The sequence below is a fragment of the uncultured Nostoc sp. genome, assembly GCF_937863485.1.
Taxonomy (GTDB): Bacteria; Cyanobacteriota; Cyanobacteriia; order Cyanobacteriales; family Nostocaceae; genus Nostoc.
In genome coordinates this window covers 44,622-65,818 of sequence record NZ_CALMFY010000241.1, presented here as the reverse complement: position 1 = coordinate 65,818, position 21,197 = coordinate 44,622, and the positions used below count along the sequence as shown (strand labels likewise).

The window sequence follows — 21,197 nt, the reverse complement described above, 5'->3', positions numbered from 1 at the left end:
AATGACTCATTCACGAGTATCAAAGACTCATTCACGAGTATCAAAGACTCGTCAGGGAGTATCAAAGACTCGTCAGCGAGTATTAAAGACTCGTTCACGAGTATCAAAGACTCGTCAGCGAGTATCAAAGACTCATTCACGAGTATTAAAGACTCGTCCACGAGTATTAAAGACTCATCCCTTATTCCCCATGCCCAATGCCCAACTCATCTATTCTGTTATCAGCGGCAAAAGTAGTGTTACGAAATAGTAAACCAGAGGAGCTGTGAAAATATAACTATCGGTACGGTCTAAAATACCACCGTGACCGGGGATTAATTGTCCAGAATCTTTGACTCCAGCATCCCGCTTGAGCATAGACTCGGTAAGATCCCCTAAAAGACTAGCAATGCCAATCAACAAACCCAATGCTAAACCAGTAAAAAGGGATCTAGGCAAGTGGAGATAATAGGCTCCTGCTATGGCCACAGCAACACTTGAAGTAATACCAAAGACAGCACCTTCTACAGTTTTTTTCGGGCTAATCTCAGACAGACGGGTTTTCCCAAAGAATTTGCCAATAGTGTAAGCGCCGATATCAGCTGCCCAAATACACAAAAAAGTCAGCAGTGTTGCTGTAAAACCTTGTGGTAAAGACGCCAAATTTGCCTTTTCCCAGAAATCTGTCCAGGTTATGGGCCAGTATCCTCCGAAAGGAAGATTGCTAAAAGCAGCACTATCAATCGCTCGTAACCGCACCCAGTAACTAGGCAAATAACCTACGTAAAATAGCCCCATAATAGAAGCGGAAACATCAGCGATCGTGGCAAATTTGGGTTGAAACAGTAAATAAAAACAAATAAGTGTACCAGCTAAGGGCATTACAGCGTCAGCTAAACTGCCATCAAGGGTACAAATCACCAGCAAGACTTGGCTGACAGCCATAGTGGTTTTAGCGGCGGGAGCAATGCCTCTAGCTCGCACCAAATTAAAATATTCCTCTTGACCCAAAAAGACGATAACCGCAAACATGATGGTAAAGTACCAACCCCCCAAAAGGGTCACACAAAGAGCAAGAGCGATCGCAACAATTCCACTAATAATCCGAGACCAAGGCATAGAAGTATTTTGGATTTTGGATTTTGGATTTTGGATTAGAGATTAGGTATTCGAGATTAGGGATTGGTAATTGTGGCTTGGTTTGTGATCAACTATGACCTAAATCCCCAATCTAAAATCTAAAATCTAAAATCTAAAATCTTTTTGATTTAGTCTAGTTTCTCACCACTGAGGATAAAAATGGGATCAACGGCAGTAAAGGTTTGAGAAAAGCCGCGCGTCTCTAAGCGGTTAACCGCAGACTGGACAACTTCGATATTTCTAGCCCTTAACAGGGAAAAGCTCTGAGAAATAGCATACAAGCTTTCTAGATTAGCAGCTGTGGCTACAACCCGACCGGATGGTGGCAAATAATGCCAAGCTGCTTGCAGAATTTCCTGAATAGGGCGTCCTCCCTCGATACAAATGCGGTGAGGAGTAATCTTAAGATCATGTAAACACTCTGGGGCGCTACCTTCAATTACTTCGACGTTTTTCACCTCAAAGCGATCGCAGTTACGCTTGATCAGATTAGCTACTTCTTCATCCCTTTCTATAGCGATAATCTGTCCTTTTGGACATAATAGCCCCACCTCTACCGGAATTGTACCTGTCCCTGCGCCAATATCCCACAACACAGAATCTGATTTTAGTCGCAGTTGGGCAATTAACAGTAGTCGGACTTCTCGCTGGCTCAGGGGAATTCCTGGCAAGTGCTCGAATAAATCATCGGGAATACCAGGGGTAATATAAGGCCAAAGTTGGGAGGGCATAGAACTACGCAATTATACTAAAGATATTGGCAGACCACATCGAAAAGCCATAAGCTATGAAAACTTTTCAAACGTAGCGTTATAACAAACTCTAATGATTGGTGAAATATTAGGCAATGTCCAAGGACAAGATGCTACGCGTCTGTGCTACCAAGTTCAGCAGCTATTAGGAAAAAAAGCAGGACGGCGGACGCTGTTAGCTCGTGATTTGAAAACTCAGGAATTAGTTGTCATTAAGTTACTCTCTTTTGGTGGTGACTTTGAATGGGATTCACTCAAGTTGTTTGAGCGGGAAGCTGAGACTCTAAAATCTTTGTCACATCCCTTAATACCTCGCTATTTAGACTATTTTGAGGTAAATTCACCGACCATCAAAGGATTTGCCTTAGTACAAACTTATATCCCCGCACAAACTTTAGAGCAATACTTACAAACTGGGCGGACTTTTACTGAAGCAGAAGTCAAACAGATAGCCAAAACACTTTTAGAAATTCTCATTTACCTACATGGGCTATATCCGCCTGTTATCCACCGTGATATTAAGCCTAGCAATATTTTATTGGGAGAGCGTTCTGGTAATACTGTTGGTCAAGTTTATCTAGTAGATTTTGGTTCAGTGCAAACTGTCCTCGGTGCAGAAACTGGGACTAGGACTGTGGTGGGTACTTATGGATATATGCCACAGGAGCAATTTGGTGGGCGTACCGTTCCTGCTTCTGACATTTATAGTTTAGGTGCAACTTTAATTTATTTAGTGACAGGTACTTACCCAGCCGATTTACCCCAAAAGGATTTTCGCATTCAGTTTGAACAAGCGGCTCATTTGAGTCCTGGCTTGACTCGCTGGTTAAAGTCGATGACTGAACCCACTTTAAAAAAGCGTTTTAGTTCTGCCAATGTTGCATTGGCAGCTTTGGATGAATCACAAATTGAAAGCACTAGAACTTTAGATGTTGGCCAACCATACGGTAGCAAAATTCAACTGAGCAAGAATCAGGATGCTCTAGAAATTATTGTTCCACCTCGCTTTCCTTCATCGCTATTTTTTACAGGGATGTTTGCCACCATTTGGAATTCATTTATCCTTTTTTGGACAATTGGCGCTCTCTCAGTCTCTTTTCCTCTAAACATCCCCTTTGCCTTGTTGTCACTTCCCTTTTGGAGTGTGGGTTTGTCGATGGTTTATACCGTTTTGTTTCATCTTTATGGACATGTTCGACTGCATATAAATCAGCAGCAAATTACCTTAACCCATGAATTATTGGGATTTAAATTTCACCGTTCCCGTCCATTGCCTAGAGAAAATATTATCAAGCTGGTTTACCTTCCAACACACCATATTACAGACTTTGAGGGCAACCGAGTTCAAGTGCCGGCGGGATTAGATATTTGGGTAGGAGTACAAAAATATAAGATTAGTGCTAGTGGTATTAGCCATACTAGGGTTAAGAGTGTTAGCCATTGCTTCATATCTGAACCGGAAATAGAATGGCTAGCTGATGAATTAAGTGATTGGTTGGGTATCCCAATTCAGCGAGAATAATTTACATAGGTCTAAAAATGGCAACTACAAGCAAAAGGCGATCGCTACTCGATATTAATTCAAACATATCTAAACATCGCCCCCGAAAGCACTCTAGAAAAAGTTTTAGAACTTCTAGAGGATGAAGAAGATATTAGAGATGCTTGTACTGAAATAGCGGAGGCAAAAATTAAGGGTACTATATGTTGGGATAAATATAAGAAAAAACCGTATGACTTACCAAATTAAAAATTATTGAGAGGAACTGTGTATGTTTGGACTGGGATGGCCAGAAATCGCTGTAATTACCATAGTCGCTGTTCTAATTTTTGGCCCTAAAAAAATTCCCGAACTGGGAACCGCACTGGGCAAAACCCTACGAGGTTTTAAGGAGGAGATGAAAACTCCCAGTGACGAAACCAATTCGGAACAAGATAAACAAGAATTAAAGTAGTCAGAATACAGGAGTCAGGAGGAGGCGTGCGTTGGAGAGCCAGCGCTGTCTTCTCCTGACTACAGGAGTGTATTAACAACAGAAGAAGGTGCGATCCCATTTTGGGAATCGATGGCAGTTGTGCCAGGATTTGGTTGATGTGTCTCTTCCTTCACTACACCACGTGCCCTAATTAACTTAATAGCGCGAGTGACGCTTTCTGGCAAAATTACCACCAGACTGTTATTAGGAGCCATATCTAAGCCTTTATTTATCGCTTGGGTTTCATCCAGAATTGATTCATAGCGGCTATCCGGTTTAACTTGGGTAATGCCTTGAATAATCAACTGGGCGGCTAAACCTCGTTGGCGTCCCCGTGTGTCATCATCTTCTTTGACAATGATGTAATCAAAAATTTGCGCTGCTAATTTGCCCAAGGTAACAAAGTCTTCGTCGCGGCGATCGCCGGGCCCACCAATTACGCCAATCCGTTGTCCTGTAGTCCAGTTCCGAACAAAGGAACCTACAGCTTCGTAACTGGCTGCGTTGTGGGCATAGTCTACCAAAGCGTGGTAGTTTCCTAAATTAAATAAATTCATTCGTCCTGGCGTTTGACTAACTGAAGCCCGGAAGGTCTTCAAACCAGCACGAATCTGCTCAATCGTGACGTTTTGTACGAATGCTGCCAAACTTGCTGCTAAAGCGTTGGCAATCATAAACGGTGCACGTCCGCCCATTGTTAAAGGTATATTTTCTGCTCTTTCTATGCGGTGTGTCCAATCACCTTTAACAATTGACAAATAACCATTTTCATATACTGCCGCTACTCCGCCCTTTTGGATGTGCTTTCGCACCAATTCCGAGTCCAGGTTCATTGTGAAGTAAGCAATATTAGCCTTAGTTTTTTCTGACATGGCGGCGACGCGGCGATCGTCGGCGTTAAGTACCGCGTAGCCATCAGGGAATACAGCTTCCGCTACTACGCTCTTGAGGTTAGCTAACTGCTCAATAGTATCTATATCACCTATTCCTAAGTGGTCGGAGGCTACATTCAATACCACCCCCACATTTGCTGCTTCAAAGCCCAATCCAGAACGGAGAATTCCACCGCGAGCCGTTTCCAGCACTGCTACTTCCACTGTGGGATCTTGGAGGATGAGGTGGGCACTTTGGGGGCCTGTGTTATCGCCAGCTTCTACTAAATAATCACCGATATATGTTCCATCGGTCGTAGTATAACCTACTACCTTACCTGTCTGTTTATAAATATGTGCTAGTAGTCGGGTAGTAGTGGTTTTGCCATTAGTACCAGTAACGCTGAGGATTGGAATTTGGCTAGATTGCTCGTTGGGAAATAGCATATCCATGACTGCGCCGGCGACATTGCGGGGGATACCCACGCTTGGGGCAACGTGCATTCGGAAACCGGGAGCGGCATTCACTTCAACAATCACCCCATCCACTTCCCGCAACGGACGACCAATATCTGTGGTGACGATATCCAGTCCGGCGATATCCAAACCGATAATCTTAACTACCCGTTGTGCTAACCAGAGATTTTCTGGGTGAATTTCATCGGTACGGTCTACGGCACTACCACCTGTACTTAAGTTTGCCGTTGCTCTGAGATAACAAAGGGTTCCTTTGGGTGGCACGCTATTTAGGGTATAGCCTTGCCTTTCTAGCAGCTGGTAGCTGGTGCGGTCTAGTTCAATCTTCGTTAGGACATTATCATGTCCTTCACCACGATTTGGGTCAAGGTTTGTTTGTTCAATCAGTTGGGCAATGGTCGATCTGCCGTTGCCAATCACATGAGCCGGAACGCGTTCGGCTACTGCTACTACTTTGCCATTTACTACTAGTACCCTGTGGTCGCGTCCAACGTAATATCTTTCGACGATAATTGACCGGGAAACTTGTCTAGCAGCTTCGTATCCGGCTTCAGCTTCTTCCCAAGTTCTGATATCAATGGTGATCCCACGTCCATGATTGCCATCCACGGGCTTGATGACGATCGGATAGCCGCCAACGTATTCAATGGCTTGTTCCAAATCGTCTAAGAAGTTGATCACTGTACCTCTAGGTACTGGCGCACCAGCAGCAGCGAGAATGCGTTTAGTGGCTTCTTTATCGCAAGCTAGTTCTACGCCTAGAATGCTGGTGTTGTCCGTCATTGTGGCTTGCATCCGCTTCTGGTTCACGCCGTAGCCCAGCTGAATCAAAAAGCGGGCTTCCAGAGACATCCAGGGAATACCTCTTTTTTCTGCTTCTTTGACGATCGCTTCAGTGGAAGGGCCTAAGGAAGCATCACGGGTGAAGTCTTTCAGGTCCTGGATATCTTGCTCTAGTTCTGCCTTGGGATAACGGCCTCGATCAACAATACTCTGGCATAAGCGCACCGCGGCTCGTCCAGCGTAGCGTCCCGCTTCCTCATTCAGGTACTCAAGCACTACTTGGTAAATTCCGGGTGTGGCAGTTTCGCGGGTGCGACCAAAGCCGACATTCATTCCAGCTAATTCTTGGAGTTCTAAGGCTACGTGTTCCACAACGTGGCCGATCATAGTGCCTTCTTTGACTCGCATTAGAAAACCACCACGACAGCCAGGCGAACAATAGTGACCCTCCAGACTCGGCAGCGCCTCAACTAATCCTTCATAAAAGCCAGGGATTTCATTCGAGGGCGTCTCACCAAGGGTTTCTAAATCGAGGCGCATGACGATCAGCTTGTGGCGTCGAATGCTCCAATAGTTTGGGCCGCGTAAGGTCTGGATCTTGAGGATTCTCATGGGAATAGGTAGATGGAGATTCGGAACCAAAATTCTAGTTTCTTACTGGAATTGACCGCTAAACTGTTCATTACAAACAGTTTTTTCTTTTTACATAGTATTCTCATCATTTTTCTACAATAAGAAATAAATGTGCGGTCAACCGACTTTGGATTTTAGATTTATGATTTTGGATTGAAAGAGACAATTAGGGTACTTAGCTGTGGGAATTTTAGATTGACGATAGCGTAGCGTTAACGAGTTTGAGGTTTTTTTTGATTTGTTTGTCCCACTTTCTGGCGGCATCTGCCGAAAAGCTCTTTGAATCTAAAATCCGTCTGGAAAAGTTTGCTATGGAGAAAAACCAACGCCCTCCTCCTGACGGAGACGCTGCGCGTAGCTTGCTTCCCGAAGGGTACGGGTGACGCTCGTTCGCGCCAGCGTGCCGTAGGCAAGACTCGCTCTAAGCGTTGGCGCAGCCTCTTCTTCGAGTTGCCATGCCGCAGGCTTTACGCTGCGCTAACACCAGTCGCCGTGATAGTTGGAAACCAACTTGGGTGCGCTGGTTCACCACTTGCAACAACGTTCTTAACTCGTGCAACGCAGTGGCTCCTCCTTACAACTTTTCACAAAATCCAAAATCTAAAATTTGCGGTCAACTCAGTGTAACCTCAGATACTCTATCCCGTCAGCTGGAGATTCGATGTACAGCAGGCAATACAGTGCGCTGGTACAAATGGAAGCGATCGCCATAGCTGAGGATATGGAGACGTAAATTATGCACGGTTAATGGTTCATTAGCACCAACATGGGGTTCGTTAGTGTGGGTGAGTTCAGTGGGATCAACAATGGTGACACTGCCTTTACCCATAACTTGTAGCCAACCATCACGTTCAAACACTGCACAAGTATCTTCGTCAATGCCAATACCTAAGCGATCAGGATGAGCTGCGATCGCACTAATCAGCCGCCCCATGCGATTCCGGTTGTGAAAGTGTTGGTCAACGATTACTTCCGGAATAAATCCCAAACCCGTTGCCATATCGACTAGGGAACGATTTGGCGTCTCTCCACTACCGCCGCCAGCAATCATATGATGCCCCATTACTGCCGCTCCGGCACTGGTGCCTGCTAAGGTAAGTTGCCCCGCCCTGACTCGCTGCCGAATAATTTCCATTGCTGGTGTATCTGCCAATACCCCACAGAGACGCAGCTGGTCTCCTCCTGTCAAAAATACCCCACTACAGGCTTCTAAGGATGCTTTGATTTGGGAGGCTTCACACTGTTCCCGTTCGCGGATGTCTAAAATTTCTACCTTCTGGGCACCCATTTCTTCAAAAATGCGAATATACCGACCACCGATGATGGCGGGTTCGCGAGAGGCAGATGGAATAATTGTAATATAAGCCTTACTAGCACCGGCACGTCCAAAAAAAGTTCGTAGGATTTCGCGCCCATGAACTTTGTCTTCTGCGCCTCCGATAACTAGAACGGCGGTTTTAGTTGCTTGGGGTGTCCTCATTTCCAGCGATTTAGCTTGTAATTGCGGCATTTTGTTTCTCCTGTCAACAACTTCAGGTGAATTTAACAAGGATCAGTTGCAGCCATGATTTTTGCGCTTTGCTTCTTTGATAGGACACTTTTTGGAAGTTTGGAACTGAGTCAGCCACTCTCCAAATTCTCGCTTAACGCTCGCGTTGCCTCAGTCTAAACGTCTTTGTTCCCATCCTCAAAGCCAGGGCCTTGTTTTTCACCTGTCCACTTGCAGCAGGGCAAAATAGTCTTTAGGGGGCTAGATTCCTCCTCTGGGGCTGGGGACGAGCAGTTAAGACTATGCTTTTTTCTGAGGCTGGCTCGATGCATCCTGGAAGTTGTTAACTTGATATGATTATTAATTTAAATGTACTTGTGACAACATTTAAACATAAATTAAGTAATTAGAAAAACTTTTGATCCCATCTAAAATCCAAGAGGCCTGGTAGTTTTAGATACTATTGATAAAGTTTAACTGGAGTTTGACTCGACCTTGGCTTGGCGGTGTTTGCTAGACATCCAAATTTAAGATTAGTGTCCTCGAATACGAATAACTGTGCGCTTTGATATAGTTACACTTTTTCCTGACTGTTTTAACTCTGTTCTCAATTCTGGGTTACTGAGTAAAGCCTTAGCCAAACAGATTGCCCAAGTGCATCTGATTAATCCACGGGACTTTACCACTGATAAACACCGGAAGGTGGATGATGAACCCTACGGTGGCGGCGTAGGGATGCTAATGAAACCAGAACCTATTTTTACCGCTGTGGAGTCGCTGCCAACTCTACCCCGAAGAGAAATAATTTTGATGAGTCCACAGGGTCAAATAATCAATCAACCTCTTTTGAAAGAATTGGTGACAAATTATGACCAGTTAGTAGTTATTTGCGGGCATTACGAAGGAGTGGATGAGAGGGTGCTGCATTTGGTAACTCGGGAAGTATCTTTAGGCGATTTTATTCTGACTGGCGGCGAAATTCCAGCAATGGCTTTGATTAATGGCGTAGTGCGACTAATACCAGGAACCGTTGCCAAAACAGAGTCCCTGACAGCAGAAAGTTTTGAGGAGGGGTTGTTGGACTATCCCCAATATACTCGTCCTGCCAATTTTCGCGGTTTGAAAGTGCCTGATGTATTGCTCAGTGGAAATCACGCTGCGATCGCCCGGTGGCGTTACGAACAACAAATTCAAAAAACCCGCGATCGCCGCCCTGATCTTTTGAAAAAATTGGAGCAGGAGGAGCATACAACTCTACCAGAGGCTGGCGCTTAGGGCGTAGCTATGCCGCAGGCTTTACGACTGCGCTCAGTAACCAGGGGGAGCAGGGGAAGATGAAGGAGATTGAAAATAACTACTAAACAATCCCCAATAATAAATAACAAATGACAAAAATTCGGATTGGTAACGGCTACGATATTCACCAATTGGTAAGCGATCGCGCTTTGATTTTAGGCGGAATTCAAATTCCCCATGAACTGGGTTTATTAGGTCACAGTGACGCTGATGTATTAACGCACGCAATTATGGATGCCATGCTTGGGGCATTATCTTTAGGAGATATTGGTCATTATTTTCCGCCTAGCGATCCCCAATGGTCAGGAGCAGATAGTTTAGTACTATTAACTCAAGTAGATCAACTGATTCGGGATCAAGGCTGGCAGGTGGGAAATATTGACTCAGTGGTAGTAGCAGAACGTCCAAAATTAAAACCGCATATTCACAACATGCGCGACAAACTAGCTGCTGTTTTAGAATTACAACCGAATCAAATTGGCATTAAAGCTACCACCAACGAAAAATTAGGTCCCGTTGGACGTGAAGAAGGTATATGTGCTTATGCTGTTGTCTTGCTAGTTGCTTCAGAGTAACTTTTCTTTGGTGCATCAGTGAAGCTATTTAATCATTGATTATAGAGTGTGTAGTTCACCATGCACGCTTACATCCAGATGAAGTAAAAATATTTTTCAGATATAATTCCAATGAATTTGGCAAACGTGAAGTTATAAAGGTTTTCTGAGATATTGGCATTCAGGATTTCAATAAAACCCAAAACTTCCTTGGTTGGCGACAATCTCAATCACATTAATTACACTATTCATGTATTGAAATTATGAAGTTTTTGAGAACAATATTTTTAGCAATTAAACATTTTTGGTTGCCAATAATTTTGACTTCAGCAATAGCAGTTACAGTTACCGCCTGCAACCCAGCTAATTTCAAAAGCACAGCCGCTCAAGTATCTCAATTAGTAGATAGTATTCTCAGTGACCCCAAAACCTTTAACTACCCGCTCAGTCAAGAGATTCCCAATGTTTTTGGTCTAATTTATGAGGGATTAACTACCCAAAACCCCATATCTGGCAAAATAGAGCCAGACTTAGCAGAATCGTGGCAAATTTCTGATGATAAATTGCAGTTTATTTTTACTTTGCGTGAGGGATTGAAATGGTCTGATGGACAACCACTAACAGTAGATGATGTGGTGTTTACCTATAATAAAATTTACCTAAATGAGGCAATTCCCACAGATGCTAGAGATGTCCTACGAATTGGTGAAAGTCGGGCATTTCCTAAGGTGGAAAAAATCGATAATCAAAGAGTTAAATTTACTAATCCAGAACCGTTTGCGCCGTTCTTGCAAACTATCGGATTACCAATTTTACCTGCCCATAGCTTAGAAAAATCTGTAAATACAAAAGACCAGGAGGGTAAGCCAATATTTCTATCAATGTGGGGCGTTGATACTCCTCCCGATCAAATTGTTGTCAACGGTCCTTATAAGTTAGAGCGCTATGACACAAGTCAACGTGTAATTTTCCGACGCAACCCTTCCTATTGGCGCAAAGGGCCAAAAGGAGAACCCCAACCTTATATTGAACGGATAGTGTGGCCAATTGTGGAATCAACAGATACTTCACTGCTACAATTTCGTTCTGGCAGTTTAGATACTGAAGGAGTTTCACCAGAATACTTTTCTTTGCTGAAGGGGCAAGAAAAACAGGGTAATTTTAAAATTTACAATGGTGGACCAGCAACTGGTACGACGTTTATTTTGTTTAATTTGAATAAAGGTAAAAGGGATGGAAAACCCCTGGTAAATCCAGTAAAGTCGAGTTGGTTCAACACTGTGGAATTTCGGCAGGCAGTAGCTTATACTATTGATCGCCAAACAATGATTAACAACACTTTTCGCGGTTTAGGTACTCCACAAGATTCATCAATTTCTGTGCAAAGCCCCTATTACCTTTCACCTAAGGAAGGGTTAAAAGTTTATAATTACGATACGCAAAAAGCGAAAGAACTGCTATTAAAAGCAGGATTCAAATATAACGACAAAAACCAACTAATAGATGCTCAGGGGAACCGCGTCCGCTTCTCGTTATTCACTAATGCTGGGAACAAGATCCGCGAAGCAATTGGCTCGCAGATTAAACAAGACTTGAGTAAAATCGGGATTCAAGTCGATTTCACTCCACTGGCATGGAATACTTATACAGATAAGCTTTCTAACTCCTTAGACTGGGAAGCTTCGATGCTGGGTTTGACAGGTGGATTAGAACCGAATGATGGGGCTAACGTCTGGTCTCCCGAAGGTGGATTGCATATGTTTAATCAAAAACCCCAAGCAGGACAAAAGCCAATTGAGGGTCGGGAGGTGGCTCCTTGGGAAGCAGAAATTGGTAAGCTTTATATTAAAGGAGCAAGGGAGTTAGACGAAGCGAAGCGAAAAGAAATTTATGCCGAAACCCAACGGATTACCCAGGAAAATTTACCGTTTATTTATCTAGTTAACCCCTTGTCACTGTCAGCTGTACGTAATCGTTTTGAAGGTATCAGATTCTCCGCCCTTGGTGGCGCATTATGGAACATTTATGAAATTAAAGCAATTGATTAGTCATTAGTCATTAGTCATTAGTTGTCCATTAACTAATGGCTAATTATAAATAACAAAGCACAAAGGACAAACGACTAATGACCGATGAAAAAGCTTTGCGATCGCTCCTTGAAGCGGTTGCCAATGGTAAAGTTACGCCAGATACGGCATTAGACTCACTCAAAGACTTAACTTATGAATCTGTAGGTCAGTTTGCCAAAATCGACCATCATCGCCAGCTAAGAACTGGTTTCCCAGAGGTGATTTGGGGCCCTGGTAAGACGCCTGATCAAATTGCTCAAATTATGGAAGTAATGCGCCTTCGTAACCCGGTGGTGATGGCAACTCGCATTGAACCAGCAATTTATGCCGCACTGCAATCAAAAGTTAGCGGTTTGCGATATTACGAATCGGCGCGAATTTGTGCGATCGCTCCCCCCACCATCGAACCACAATTCTGGGGTGAAATTGGCATTCTTTCTGCTGGTACTGCTGATTTACCCGTTGCTGAAGAAGCAGCTATAACTGCTGAACTTTCTGGTTTTCGCGTCCAGCGCCTCTGGGATGTTGGCGTTGCTGGGATTCACCGTTTGCTGAGTAACCGTCACCTGATTGAGTCAGCATCGGTGTTGATTGTCGTGGCAGGGATGGAAGGCGCTTTACCTAGTGTTGTCGCTGGTTTAGCGAGTTGTCCCGTGATTGCCGTACCCACTAGCATTGGTTATGGCGCAAGTTTTGGCGGTTTAGCACCTTTATTGACAATGCTTAACTCTTGTGCAGCGGGAGTAGGCGTAGTAAATATCGATAATGGTTTTGGCGCAGCAGTTTTGGCGGGGCAAATTTTGCGAACAGCCGAGAAATTGCGGTTGGCATCGCCTGCATCTTGAGTTAAGACATTAAAGTTATATCCAAATATTTCAGTAGATTATCAGTAATTTCTGTAAAAAAACTGATACTGAAATTTGCCACCCCTAACTTCTTAATCACCAAAGATGAGCAATTACAGCGATTTGACATCTCAGTTACTTTGGCATTTGCCTGTAAATTTAACAGCAGTAGCACCAACAATTACCGACCCAGACGTTATGGGTCAGATTCAAAAATCTTGGAGCCATTTTATACAAACAGGTCAAGTGTGGGCATTGTTGATTGGTTTAGTCATTGGCTATATGATTCGGAATCTGACTAGCTACGGTTAAAGCAATTTTGGATTTTGGATTTTAGATTGATGATTAATCTAGAATCCAAAATTGATGCCCACTCCCCTGATATTTATGACCAAAGAACAAACTTGGAGTCAGCGATTTGAATCAGCTTTACATCCGGCGATCGCTCGTTTTAATGCCAGTATAAGTTTTGATATTGAATTAATAGAATATGACATCACTGGTTCTCAAGCTCATGCCAAAATGCTAGCTCACACGGGCATTATCTCCCAAGAAGAAGGAGAGCAACTGGTTGCAGGTTTAGAACAAATTCGCCAAGAGTACCGCCAGGGGAAATTTCAGCCTGGTGTCGATGCTGAAGATGTCCATTTTGCAGTTGAACGACGACTGACAGAAATTGTCGGCGATGTGGGTAAAAAGCTGCATACGGCGCGATCGCGTAATGACCAAGTTGGCACCGATACCAGACTCTACCTGCGCGACCAAATCCAACAAATCAAAAGCGAATTGCGCGAATTTCAAGGTGTTTTACTGGATATAGCCGAAAAGCACGTTGAAACCCTGATTCCTGGCTATACTCACCTACAACGCGCCCAACCCCTGAGTTTAGCTCACCACCTCTTGGCATACTTTCAAATGGCGCAACGGGACTGGGAACGCTTAGGAGATGTTTCTCGCCGCGTGAATATCTCACCTTTGGGGTGCGGTGCTTTAGCGGGAACGACTTTCCCGATTGATCGCCACTACACAGCCAAACTCTTGGATTTTGAGGATATTTATGCTAATAGCCTTGATGGAGTCAGCGATCGCGATTTTGCGATCGAATTCTTGTGTGCTGCTAGCTTGATTATGGTTCACCTCAGCCGCCTTGCAGAAGAAGTCATTCTTTGGTCATCTGAAGAATTCCGCTTTGTCACCCTCAAAGATAGCTGTGCCACGGGTTCCAGTATCATGCCCCAAAAGAAAAATCCCGATGTGCCAGAATTGGTGCGGGGGAAAACGGGACGTGTATTCGGTCATCTTCAGGCGATGTTAGTGATTATGAAGGGGCTACCCTTGGCATATAACAAAGACCTGCAAGAAGATAAAGAAGGTCTATTTGATAGCGTCAACACAGTCAAAGCCTCTCTAGAAGCGATGACGATTTTGCTTAGGGAAGGCTTGGAATTTCGTACCCAGCGGTTAGCAGAAGCTGTAGCGGAAGATTTTTCCAATGCTACCGATGTAGCAGATTATCTGGCAGCACGGGGCGTCCCTTTCCGAGAAGCTTACAACCTTGTGGGTAAGGTGGTAAAAACTAGCATTACCGCAGGTAAACTCCTGAAAGATTTGACATTGGAAGAGTGGCAACAACTACATCCGGCATTTGCAGCAGATATTTATGAGGCGATATCCCCCCGTCAAGTTGTGGCAGCCCGTAACAGTTACGGTGGTACTGGCTTTGTACAGGTAAGTAAAGCACTTATAGCCGCCCGCGCTCAAATTGTTGTCGAGTAATAAATAAGGGCGTACAAATGTGCGCCCTAAAAAATAAATAATCTAAATAACAAGGATTTAAGCAGACAACTTATTCAGTGTCAGCTGCTGCTGCGCCTTCTTCTTCTTCACTCTTCGGTGGTCTTTGTTGGAACCTTCTCTGCATTCTTCCTGTCGTAGTCCGTTTACGAAACTTTCTGGCATACGCCTGGTTCCGTAGCGCCTTTTCTTTTTTCGGGTTACGGCGCTTGGCCATGTTCACCTCATTAATAAACAACAAAAAAGTCGCAACTAGGCATCACGTAGGCAATATCAGCTACCAATGTTATTGATATACTTGTAGCCTAGTGCAGCAATCAATACGCTTTAAACAATTTACTAGCCTACCGCATTCAACTTGTTATGTCAATAAAAATTTAGAATTATCCCCACCAGCTAGACCAAAAATACCTTTTTTTAGATTAAAATACGTCAAAGAGATGTAAATGAGCTAACTAGTTGTTGTTCTTAGAACAAACCAATCAAGAAGCTATCCCACTAATAAAATTCAGTATTCGTTAGACCTAAATCGAATACATTGCTTTCACCTTCATCATTCAACGCAAAGTGAAATAAAGTGGAATAGATACAAGCAAAATTTACAAAAAGTCGGCGCTCGATTACCGACTCCTTTTGGGGGTGGGATGAGCTTAACGTTTTGCCCTATTTGTGCAACATAGTAGAGCGAGATTTTTCATAGAAGTTGTGCGATCGCTTTTGAGACGCCAAAAGCGATCGCAGTTCTTATAGAGAGTTTTCGTATATTAAGCTTAGAGGATGTTTGAAAAGTATTGGGCGAATAGAATTCGCTACTACACTAGCATTGTCCACCTTCCTGGACTAATCAAAAAGCAAGGTTTTTAACCCACGTTTACGCAGCGTCCCGTAGGGAAGGTGGGTAAAGTCTCGTGTAGTTGCGACTTCCAGTCGCCAAGGCAAGTAATAAATTAGACTTTTCAAACAACCTCTTAAGCTAATCAGCATTTAAGTTGCATGTAACCAGGGCTTCAGCCCTTATTACAAGCTAATTAACTCTTGAGAGACTTAGATGGGAGCGTCGAAAGCTTTATTTTGAAGCATTTATTGATCTTGCTATCATCTACATCTGAATTTACAAAATATTTTTAATGGGATAGGTTCAACATTATCAAGAATTAGGTCGCAATGTCAAACGCCGCTTAATTGTCTCTTCAGAATTCAGAATTTAGACTTATTATTCAGATTAATTTTTTGAATGTGTGCTGAAAAACTATTAGTGATAGCTGGTTTGGGCAAGGCTAATGTTAGTTATAAACTGAAAAGTTTTCTAACTTAAAAATATTATGTATATATTAATACAGTGCCTCTATTGAAACTTGATGTTAATATTAATAATATTCTACGTAAATCGTCAGAATAAAATCTCAAACCACAAACATTTTTGTATAAAACAAAACTCAACAAAATTTTTATTAGTTGAGTCTATGTAAGTGGTAGGGAACTATAGAATACAACAGAGAAATTTTAAAGATTGAACGTTATTGCTTTTTTTCCGGCAGCTGTGCAGTCCACACGTAGCTTATGGCGTATTGGACAAACAGTATTGGGTATCATATTTCGTCATCCCATTACTGGCACTAGTATCATCCCAATTTTACCTGATGGTCAGATAGTACTGATCCGGCGACGTGATGATGGTCTTTGGGCATTGCCTGGAGGGATAGTAGATTGGGGAGAAGATATTCCCAACACAGTCCACCGGGAATTGATGGAGGAAACCGGGCTAGAATTGGCGAAAATTAACCGTTTGGTAGGAGTTTACTCCGCACCAGACCGTGATCCCAGAATCCACTCAATTTGTATTGTGGTTGAAGCTGAGGTACATGGGACAATGGAAATTCAGGATACTTTAGAAGTCATGGAAATCCAAGCTTTCTGTCCCAATTTTCTACCTTTAGGACAAATGTCTCACGATCATACTCGGCAGTTGCAAGACTACTTGAAAGGCTTGACAACATTGGCATAATAATATTTTGTCATTAGTCATTTGTCTTTTGTCAGATGCTAATAACTATTAATTATGGTGCTAAAAGTTAACTACTAAATAAAATGGGTACACTATTCCGTAACTCGCGGAGAAAGCTCTCTCAAGGGCTGATATTCTGGCGTGAAGTCGGTGAAAAAACTCCTATAATTTTCTTACATGGTGCTTGGAATGAAAGCAGTCAATGGTTATCTGTGATGGAGTCTCTTGCACAAGATTTCCATTGCTTCGCACCTGATTTGTTAGGGTTTGGTGAGTCAGAGAATCCTAATATCCACCATTCGATAGATTTACAAGTGGAATGTTTAGCTGAATTTGTGCAAGCTGTCAAGCTAGAAAAGGTGTATTTAGTAGGGCATTCTCTTGGGGGTTGGATTGCTGCTAGCTATGCTTTAAAGTATCCAGAGAAAGTTAATGGTTTGGTACTGCTAGCACCAGAGGGCGTAGAAATAGTAGGGCAAGAACAGCATTATCAAAAGATGCGGCGATTACTCAACTATCCACCATTAATAGTTAAATTGTTGCGATCGCTCACTCCTTTGACTAAAATCTTAGGTTGGCATGAAAAAATTGCCCAAGACTTGGAGCTGCGTCAAGCGCTATTGCCGTATCCTATAGGTTGCCAGTTACTTTTCAAACGGCGACAAGCAGAAATTGAAGCGGAATTAGTGCAAAAGCGACTTTACATGATCGATGTCCCAGTTTTTATTTTACAAGGTGGCCAAGATACACTAGATGCTTTAGCCAAGAGCCGGGTTTATGCTCAACTAATGCCAAAAGTCGAGTTGAAAATGATTACCCATGCCGGAAACGATTTACCAGAATCTTGTGCTGGAGTCGTGGCGATCGAGATTCGAGATTTTATTAAAGGGAACTACTAATTAGAGTCAAGCGGGTTCAGAAAACTTATATCTATAAAAAAACGTTTATTTATATTAATTAAACAGTACTTGAGCGTTTTCGATGCTATCGCCGCCAAGTTTACTTTTAAATTTGATGTAATCGGCGTAAGTTACAAGCCGTGCATTTTTGAGATTCAAACCTTGTCGTAATTGTCCAATTGCACGTTCTTTTGTAATCATCTGCAAAACGGGTTTTGCGCTGTTATCTGGGTAAAGATATTCTGTCGGCGTTGTTGGTGACGGTGGCTCAGGAATAATAGGGTGGTTTAATTCAGGGGGTCTTCTCAATCCCGGAGGATCACTGTTATCTGGGTTATCTACTGAATTTTGCGTTAATAATGATGTCGTTGGAATTGTGATACCAATCGCCAAAATACATAAAAACAAAAGCTTTTTCATCTTTTACTCTGTTAATTACAATCTCTTAAGGACGTAACAATTGAATAGTGTTTGGGTTCCCATTTTGTATAGGAAACCAAAGCGAATACCAGCCACGGTTATTATTTTCTGCGGCTACAGGTGCAGTTCCACTGTAATTCTTAAATTCTGACCCACCTACAGGATTAGTCCAGATATTCTCGACAAAAGTTCCGTTTGTAAAAGAATGTTGGTTATCTTGTGACTCAATACCAATATTTAACTGTTTGCCAACATTGTAATTACTCGCCCCTGCGATCGTAATGAAGTAAGCTGCAACGTTGTTAACTGTCGGTGTTGTTTAACAAGACCTAAATTTTAATTTTTTGGTGCTGCAAAATACTTAATTGGGTCAGTTGACTTACCCATCAAGCATTATTATTTCCCGCATTCCCCAAAGAATTAAATTTTGTTCCACAATTAAAGGTGCTGCTATTTCAGGATATAAAACTTGCAAATAATTTCCTAATAAAGTGCGATCGCCCCCTTTAATCGCAACCTTCCCATTAGTAAATAATTGCCACCACGCCTCAATAAAATCTTTGACTCCAGCTATTAATGTGTAAATTACTCCACTTTGAATTGCTTCTGTAGTATTAAGTGCAAAATGTGGTGGTAGAAACGCAAAATTTTGCATTTCTACTAATGGTAATTGTCCTGTTTGTTGACCGAGAGTCGCAAATTGCAAACCTATTCCTGGCAGAATTGCACCTCCAATCAGACATTGATTAGCATCCGCAGCCGTAAAAGTCAGTGTTGTCCCAGCATCAATCACCAACATTGGAAAACCCCAAGTTTTCCCCGCACCCCACAAAGCTAAAGCGCGATCAATTCCTAATGTGGAATACATACCTTTGAGTGGTACTTGGTCTAAGCTAATAACACGAACATTGGGATAAGTTTGCCAAATAGCAGTTTGGCTGGGAACTACAGAGGCTATGAGGAGGAGAGGCGGTGACGCGGGGAAGGAATTGTCTGCATGTCTTTGTTGTTCATCAGTTCTCTGATCGGGTGGCAAAATTTTCTCTAGTAAATCATTCAGGGTTTGACACTTAGCCAACTGCTGTATAACAGACTCAGGTATATAGTCGGTATCCCAAGCTGAGGAAAGTGTCTCGCCTAGAAATAATGCCCAATGCAGCCGAGAATTCCCAATTTCCAAAGCTAGCCATACATTCTTTGTGTGTTCTGGGTGCTTATAGGGTTTCACTGTTTTAACTTTTTTAAGTCAGTCATAGGTTTTTTAATAAAAATTAACATTCAAGGCATGTAACAATAAAACTAGGGGAATAAATACTCAATTTGTCAAGGAGGGGAGTTATGGTAGCGCTCACCGAAAAAACTGAAAAACGGCTCACCATACAGACTGTGGAAATCGCTCAAGAGACGACGGCTATTCGCTCTTTGGATTGGGATCGCGATCGCTTCGATATTGAGTTTGGTCTGCAAAACGGTACTACTTATAACTCGTTTATCATCCGTGGGGAGCAGACTGCCTTAGTTGATACCTCCCACGAAAAGTTTCGTCAACTATACTTTGATACGCTTACCGGACTAATCAAGCCAACAGAGATTGATTATTTGATTATCAGCCACACCGAGCCAGACCACAGCGGCTTAGTGAAAGATTTGCTGCAAATGGCTCCAGAAATTACCGTTGTCGGCTCTAAGGTGGCGATTCAGTTTCTTGAGGATTTGGTACATCAGCCATTCAAACGGCGGATTGTGAAAAATGGCGATCGCTTAGATTTGGGCAATGGTCATGAATTTGAATTCGTGATTGCCCCAAATTTACATTGGCCAGATACTATTTTCAGCTTTGACCACAAAACCAAAATTCTCTATACCTGCGATGCCTTTGGGCTACACTATTGCTCAGATAGTACCTTTGATGAAAACTTGGCGGCTATCGAAGAAGACTTTCATTATTACTACGATTGCTTGATGGGGCCGAATGCCCGGTCAGTTTTATCTGCCCTGAAGCGGATGGCGGAACTAAAAACCATTAAGATGATTGCCACAGGACACGGGCCATTATTATCCCACAATGTTGAGGAACTAACTGGACGTTACCGCACTTGGAGCCAAACACAAACCAAGGCAGAAACAACAATTGGGATATTTTACGTTTCAGAATACGGATATAGCGATCGCCTCGCGCAAGCAATTGCCAACGGTATCGGTAAAACTGGTGTCGCCGTGGAAATTGTCGATTTGGGATCTGAAGTCGATTTACAAGAACTGCGGGAACTAGTTAGCCGCTGTACTGGACTGGTTGTTGGTCTACCTCCGGCTTCTGGCGCTGCTAGCATCCAAGCTGCACTCAGCACAGTTTTAGGATCTGCCAAAGAAAAGCAAGCCATCGGCGTGTTTGAAACTGGCGGTGGCGATGATGAGCCGATAGATCCTTTGGTGAGTAAATTCCGCAATTTGGGTTTGACAACAGTTTTTCCAGCAATTCGGATTAAACAAACACCCACAGAAAATACCTACAAGCTGTGTGAAGAAGCGGGTACAGACTTAGGTCAATGGGTAACACGCGATCGCAGTATCAAAGTCATGAAATCTCTAAGTGCTGACTTGGATAAAGCACTCGGTAGACTCAGCGGCGGACTATATATTATCACTGCTAAAAAAGGTGATGTTTCCAGTGCCATGCTAGCCTCTTGGGTGAATCAAGCCAGCTTCAAACCCTTGGGATTTTCCATTGCAGTAGCCAAAGATCGGGCAATTGAATCACTCATGCAAGTAGGCGATCGCTTTGTTCTTAATATCTTAGAACAAGGTAATTTCCAACCACTAATGAAGCACTTTTTGAAGCGGTTCGCCCCTGGTGCCGATCGCTTTGAAGGTGTGAGAACCCAGCCAGCCGAAAATGGTGCCCCCATCCTCAACGACGCCCTCGCCTACATGGAGTGCGAAGTCGTCAGTAGAATGGACTGCGGCGACCATTGGGCAGTATATAGCACCGTCTACGCCGGACGGGTTTCTAAGCCAGATGCTTTGACTGCTGTGCATCACCGTAAAGTCGGAAACCACTATTAATTTGGGATTTAGGATTTGGGATTTTAGATTAATAATCCCAAATCCATAAACATTCAATAAAGCATTTGTGTAGGATGGCCCTCTCTACTTAATATCCAGAATTTGGATGTTTAATTAACAATCCAAAATCTAAAATCTAAAATCTAAAATT

19 protein-coding genes are annotated in these 21,197 nt (G+C 43.0%); 12 read left to right on the top strand and 7 right to left on the bottom strand.

Annotated elements, in window-relative coordinates:
* Positions 1–250, top strand: a 250-nt coding sequence (locus Q0541_RS32985; RefSeq protein WP_298921054.1) for a hypothetical protein, incomplete at its 5' end; no start/stop codon positions are given.
* On the opposite strand, the gene Q0541_RS32980 is transcribed toward Q0541_RS32985, so the two are convergent.
* Together Q0541_RS32980 and cbiT are read right to left on the bottom strand one after the other, a co-directional pair.
* On the bottom strand, positions 211–1,098 hold the full coding sequence (locus tag Q0541_RS32980) for a phosphatidate cytidylyltransferase (protein ID WP_298921052.1): 888 nt from the start codon (positions 1,096–1,098) through the stop codon (positions 211–213). The two genes, Q0541_RS32985 and Q0541_RS32980, sit on opposite strands and share 40 nt — an antisense overlap.
* Before the next feature lie 149 nt (positions 1,099–1,247).
* Positions 1,248–1,850: a precorrin-6Y C5,15-methyltransferase subunit CbiT gene (gene cbiT, locus Q0541_RS32975; RefSeq protein WP_298921049.1), complete on the bottom strand. Its 603-nt coding sequence runs from the start codon at positions 1,848–1,850 to the stop codon at positions 1,248–1,250.
* 94 nt (positions 1,851–1,944) lie between these two features.
* Between cbiT and Q0541_RS32970 the strand changes: the two genes are divergently transcribed.
* A complete protein-coding gene (locus Q0541_RS32970; RefSeq protein ID WP_298921044.1) occupies positions 1,945–3,393 on the top strand; it encodes a serine/threonine-protein kinase in 1,449 nt (482 codons plus the stop codon).
* A gap of 250 nt (positions 3,394–3,643) precedes the next feature.
* Positions 3,644–3,826, top strand: a complete 183-nt coding sequence (gene tatA / locus Q0541_RS32965) for a twin-arginine translocase TatA/TatE family subunit (protein WP_298921042.1) — start codon at positions 3,644–3,646, stop codon at positions 3,824–3,826.
* Between the two features lie 59 nt (positions 3,827–3,885).
* On the opposite strand, the gene cphA is transcribed toward tatA, so the two are convergent.
* Positions 3,886–6,591, bottom strand: coding sequence for a cyanophycin synthetase (cphA, locus tag Q0541_RS32960; protein ID WP_298921061.1), 2,706 nt, complete (start codon positions 6,589–6,591; stop codon positions 3,886–3,888).
* Between the two features lie 667 nt (positions 6,592–7,258).
* Complete coding sequence (locus tag Q0541_RS32955) at positions 7,259–8,122, bottom strand: cyanophycinase (protein ID WP_094348499.1); 864 nt, start codon at positions 8,120–8,122, stop codon at positions 7,259–7,261.
* Between the two features lie 537 nt (positions 8,123–8,659).
* Here Q0541_RS32955 and trmD point away from each other — a divergent pair.
* The 6 genes from trmD (at position 8,660) to argH (ending at position 14,641) form a co-directional block, all read left to right on the top strand.
* The gene (gene trmD / locus Q0541_RS32950; protein ID WP_298921038.1) at positions 8,660–9,376 is read left to right on the top strand and encodes a tRNA (guanosine(37)-N1)-methyltransferase TrmD; all 717 of its coding nucleotides are present in this window, start codon (positions 8,660–8,662) and stop codon (positions 9,374–9,376) included.
* Positions 9,377–9,486: 110 nt separating this feature from the next.
* Entirely contained in the window at positions 9,487–9,972 is a 486-nt protein-coding gene (gene ispF, locus Q0541_RS32945) for a 2-C-methyl-D-erythritol 2,4-cyclodiphosphate synthase (RefSeq protein ID WP_298921036.1), read from the top strand.
* Positions 9,973–10,214: 242 nt separating this feature from the next.
* Positions 10,215–11,999 carry an ABC transporter substrate-binding protein gene (locus Q0541_RS32940; protein WP_298921033.1) on the top strand — a complete coding sequence of 595 codons (1,785 nt, stop codon included), beginning with the start codon at positions 10,215–10,217 and terminating at the stop codon, positions 11,997–11,999.
* Positions 12,000–12,076: 77 nt separating this feature from the next.
* The gene (larB, locus tag Q0541_RS32935) at positions 12,077–12,865 is read left to right on the top strand and encodes a nickel pincer cofactor biosynthesis protein LarB (protein ID WP_298921030.1); all 789 of its coding nucleotides are present in this window, start codon (positions 12,077–12,079) and stop codon (positions 12,863–12,865) included.
* A 105-nt stretch (positions 12,866–12,970) separates the two neighbouring features.
* Positions 12,971–13,177, top strand: a complete 207-nt coding sequence (locus Q0541_RS32930; protein WP_298921028.1) for a hypothetical protein — start codon at positions 12,971–12,973, stop codon at positions 13,175–13,177.
* Between the two features lie 75 nt (positions 13,178–13,252).
* Entirely contained in the window at positions 13,253–14,641 is a 1,389-nt protein-coding gene (gene argH / locus Q0541_RS32925; protein WP_298921026.1) for an argininosuccinate lyase, read from the top strand.
* A gap of 70 nt (positions 14,642–14,711) precedes the next feature.
* Here the strand turns inward: argH and Q0541_RS32920 are convergent, their stop codons facing one another.
* Positions 14,712–14,876: a hypothetical protein gene (locus tag Q0541_RS32920; RefSeq protein ID WP_167407613.1), complete on the bottom strand. Its 165-nt coding sequence runs from the start codon at positions 14,874–14,876 to the stop codon at positions 14,712–14,714.
* Between the two features lie 1,293 nt (positions 14,877–16,169).
* On the opposite strand from Q0541_RS32920, the gene Q0541_RS32915 reads away from it, so the two are divergent.
* Both Q0541_RS32915 and Q0541_RS32910 read left to right on the top strand, forming a co-directional pair.
* The gene (locus Q0541_RS32915; protein WP_298921009.1) at positions 16,170–16,664 is read left to right on the top strand and encodes an NUDIX hydrolase; all 495 of its coding nucleotides are present in this window, start codon (positions 16,170–16,172) and stop codon (positions 16,662–16,664) included.
* Positions 16,665–16,747: 83 nt separating this feature from the next.
* Positions 16,748–17,563: an alpha/beta hydrolase gene (locus Q0541_RS32910; protein ID WP_298921006.1), complete on the top strand. Its 816-nt coding sequence runs from the start codon at positions 16,748–16,750 to the stop codon at positions 17,561–17,563.
* 54 nt (positions 17,564–17,617) lie between these two features.
* On the opposite strand, the gene Q0541_RS32905 is transcribed toward Q0541_RS32910, so the two are convergent.
* Positions 17,618–17,983 carry a hypothetical protein gene (locus Q0541_RS32905; RefSeq protein WP_298921004.1) on the bottom strand — a complete coding sequence of 122 codons (366 nt, stop codon included), beginning with the start codon at positions 17,981–17,983 and terminating at the stop codon, positions 17,618–17,620.
* 379 nt (positions 17,984–18,362) lie between these two features.
* Positions 18,363–19,211 (bottom strand): pantothenate kinase, encoded by an 849-nt coding sequence (locus Q0541_RS32900; protein ID WP_298921002.1) that lies wholly within the window; start codon positions 19,209–19,211, stop codon positions 18,363–18,365.
* Between the two features lie 110 nt (positions 19,212–19,321).
* On the opposite strand from Q0541_RS32900, the gene Q0541_RS32895 reads away from it, so the two are divergent.
* The gene (locus Q0541_RS32895) at positions 19,322–21,046 is read left to right on the top strand and encodes a diflavin flavoprotein (RefSeq protein WP_298921000.1); all 1,725 of its coding nucleotides are present in this window, start codon (positions 19,322–19,324) and stop codon (positions 21,044–21,046) included.
* The last annotated feature ends 151 nt before the right edge of the window (positions 21,047–21,197 follow it).